Genomic DNA, 3,416 nt, shown 5'->3' with positions numbered 1-3,416 from the left:
AAATCCTGATTCAGACAAAATTAAATTAATTATACCACCACCGGTTAACAGTCAACCGTCAACCGTTATCAAAATAAATTCATTTGTCCCCCCTCATTATCTAATTGTATCTCAGTTTGTTGATAGGAAACTTTGGCTTTTATTTCATCCATTGCTAACCACAAATCTAATAATACTTTCTCTTCCAAAATACGTTTCTTTTCATCTTTGATGTGGGGAATTACTTTTAACGCTACTTCAAATGTCCGCATAAAGGAATCATTGCTAACTAATCCTGTATTTTTCAGAAATCTCCGCACTGGTTCTGTATTTTCTTCCGCTTGGTAAATGGCAATAATGGCGTGAAGTCCATCTACTAAATATCTGCCAGAAAATTCTGTATCAATAGTAGAAAAGGCGCGTTTTTTTAACCGTTGTTCTGGGGTGAGTAACTTACAAAAGCCACTACCAGAATCTAGTAATTTATGGGTTTTAACTAAGTCGGAAACATCAAAACCTCCCACTGCTAAAGCTAATTGTCGGGCTTCATCAAAGGGAAATTCCCGCGCTTCAAAGGTATCCCAAGCGAGGATATACCATTGAGTGAGGGGGTCTATGCCGTTAAAGTCTTTACCTGCTAATAGCTTTTCTAGTCGGTATGCGACGATGGTTTGACGCACTTCTTCAAAGGCGGCTTTGGGTTCTACTGGGTTGCCAGCACTGTCGAGAATGGAACTGTAGCGGGTAAATACGCTTAAAGCACTACCAAAGGCAGTTAAGCAGAGATCAATACCTGGGGGTTTGATGCGACGGCGGGGGTCTGCTACTCTGTCAGCGGCGGGACGGCTATCTGCTGTTAAGGATTTTTCGATTTCTGGGGCTTTCTCAAACACGATATTACGTACTTCGATGCGGACATCATCCCACCATGCTTGTTCGGCGTTGGGTTGACGTTTGCGACAGACTAAAAGCACGGTGCTGGATACGGCGTTTTTCTGTGCCTGGTGGAGGTTTTGGGGGTTTTCGGTGCTGACAGCCCAGGAAGCGGTGATTTCAAAGCCTGCGTCTATCAGGGACTTGGCTAGGACATCCCATGCACCGGAGTCTTTATGGTTGAATTGGACTGTCATTACGCCGTCGTCCCGTAATACGCGGTGGTATTCGGCGAAGGCCATGGCCATTTTGGCTTCGTAGTCTTGGTTGGCTAGTTCTTCTGGGGATATTCCCATGTTACGGAAGCGGGAAGGGTTGGCGACGGCTTCTCGTTCTTTGTCGGTGAGTTCTAAGTAGAATAATTCGGGGAAGATATCGCCAAGGTTACGTTTTAGCCAGACGTAGAAAAAATCAGATAATTCTGCATATTGAATTGTGGCGTAATATGGTGGATCTGTAATAACTGCATCCACTGAGTTATCAGGAATATGTGTTAAATTATCTGCTGAAGCTAAATCTATTTGAATTGATTTTGAATTGTCTTGTTCAATTCCTGGAATACCTTTTGAACCTGCTTTAGTTCCAAATAAAGAGCATAGATTAGTATAATCTTCTGAAACCGATTCAGCACAGAATAGCCATCCAAAAGTTGAACCATTTAGTTCAGGATAATTCCACATGAGATTGAGAGAGTGAGTAAAACTTGCTCTCTCAATTTTTTTATAAGGTGCATTATAGTTTGTCAAACGAGAGTTTTTATCAACACATCTATCAAAAACTAAAGCTAAGTAGGTTATGATTGCTTCTGATTTTTCTAACTCATACTCAGCTTGAATAATTATTTTTGCTTCATTAATAATTTCTAAATACGTTACCAGCGTTAAAAGTTGACGGGGATTAAACATTCCTGCCCAAGTTTTTGCATAAGTTCTAATATAGTTTTGTTCTGTTTTTTCTCCTGGAGGAATTTCTTCTGTAGGTATGAAATTAACAAAATTATCATTATTGAACAATGCGGTAATTTTTTCTTCTGCTAATTTAAACCCTCTGTTGTCAATATTTTGAGGGATTCTAAATTCTAAACTACCTTTACCTTGTTTGTAAGCAACTGCATACAACTGACAATTAATTTTATTTTTTCTTGCTGAATCATAAATATATTCAGTTTCAATTACATTTGCACAATTAGGACATCTACCTACACCTCTACTAATAGTAGTTGTGGTATTTGGATCATATTCTTCATCATTTATTTGAATAGTTGTCCCTTTTCCCTTTTTACCTTTAATCAATTCAAAATCAACTTGCTTATTTTCAGGTTGAGGAATTGGCTTGACTGCACACCATTGTCCTTTTTTTGTTGCACCTGGGGATCTATCTAACCACCAATTAGGACTTAAAGGAACAACAGACTCACAACTTGGACAAACAACAGTATGCGCCCATAAATAATTTTGTACCGTTTCTCCAGGTAAAGAAGGGAAAAATTCAGCTAACCTTTTTTCAGCTTCATCACCTACCCACTTCACCCATTTATCAATATCATGCTGTAAATCTGGTCCAAACTTTAAAGGATATTCCATTGCTGCTTTCATCGTCACCACAGCCACAGGATTCAAATCAGAAGCCAGCACATTTAACCCATATCTCGCAGCTTCAAAAGGGATACTTCCACCACCTGCAAAAGCATCTAAAACAGTAGGTGTGCGAGTTCCCCAAATTTGCTCACAATAATCATGCACTTTCTTAATTCGCACAGCAGTAGGAGGAGTTTTGTAGAGTTTAACTTCCTTCCCTGGTTCTAACCCCAATAAATATTCAAATTCCTCCATTGTCACATCTGCGGGTAACAAAGAAGCCAACACACTAGCACGACTAAAAGACAAAGGTTTGCGAGAATACCAACGATGTAACCCCTTAAAAGGATTTCCCCCATGTTCATAGTAAACCTGTTCGTTGAGGAGTTGTACAGGCATTCTTTCTTCTATGAATAAGTGGGGACGTTTGGGGGTAGGGTTAGACATGGGGGTGTAGATGTGTGGGTATTAATTGATATATTGTAATAGAAATGGGTGGTTTGTCAATGTTGTCTGATAGCGAAGCGTGGCGCAAGCCATATCAGGATATCCAAGATTTAAGGATTTATAGGATTGTTATTGATGAATTGTTTGTGAGTTGTCAGGATTTAATTGTCTGAATCAGGATTTCTAGGATTTAAGGATTTTCAGGATTGTTATTGATGAATTGTCTGTGAGTTGTAAATATTTAATTGTCTGAATCAGGATTTCTAGGATTTAAGGATTTTCAGGATTGTTATTGATGAATTGTCTGTGAGTTGTCAGGATTTTTTTGTCATTTACTCTCCCTCTATTGTATAGCATTTCCTAGTCTAATGAAGTACAAAATTATCTGCGCTTATCTACGTCCACTGCGGGAAGAAAGTTACAATTATTAATGCTTGTACCCTACTTAATCATATTACATGAATTTAATCAATTATCATA

1 protein-coding gene is annotated in these 3,416 nt (G+C 38.7%); it reads right to left on the bottom strand.

The window, feature by feature from the left end; translation table 11 throughout:
• Positions 1-68 precede the first annotated feature (68 nt).
• Entirely contained in the window at positions 69-2,936 is a 2,868-nt protein-coding gene (locus FJR37_RS11800) for a DUF1156 domain-containing protein (RefSeq protein ID WP_168466099.1), read from the bottom strand.
• Between the last annotated feature and the right edge of the window lie 480 nt (positions 2,937-3,416).

Origin of the sequence: Aphanizomenon sp. UHCC 0183 (assembly GCF_009712065.1) — a bacterium.
Classification (GTDB): domain Bacteria; phylum Cyanobacteriota; class Cyanobacteriia; order Cyanobacteriales; family Nostocaceae; genus Dolichospermum; species Dolichospermum heterosporum.
The sequence above is the reverse complement of the archived record's forward strand: the minus strand, read 5'-3'. Positions and strand labels throughout refer to the sequence as shown.

Excerpts from the sequence above, each read along its gene's own strand:
- FJR37_RS11800 (WP_168466099.1), bottom strand. The coding sequence starts at position 2,936 with ATGTCTAACCCTACCCCCAAACGTCCCCACTTATTCATAGAAGAAAGA.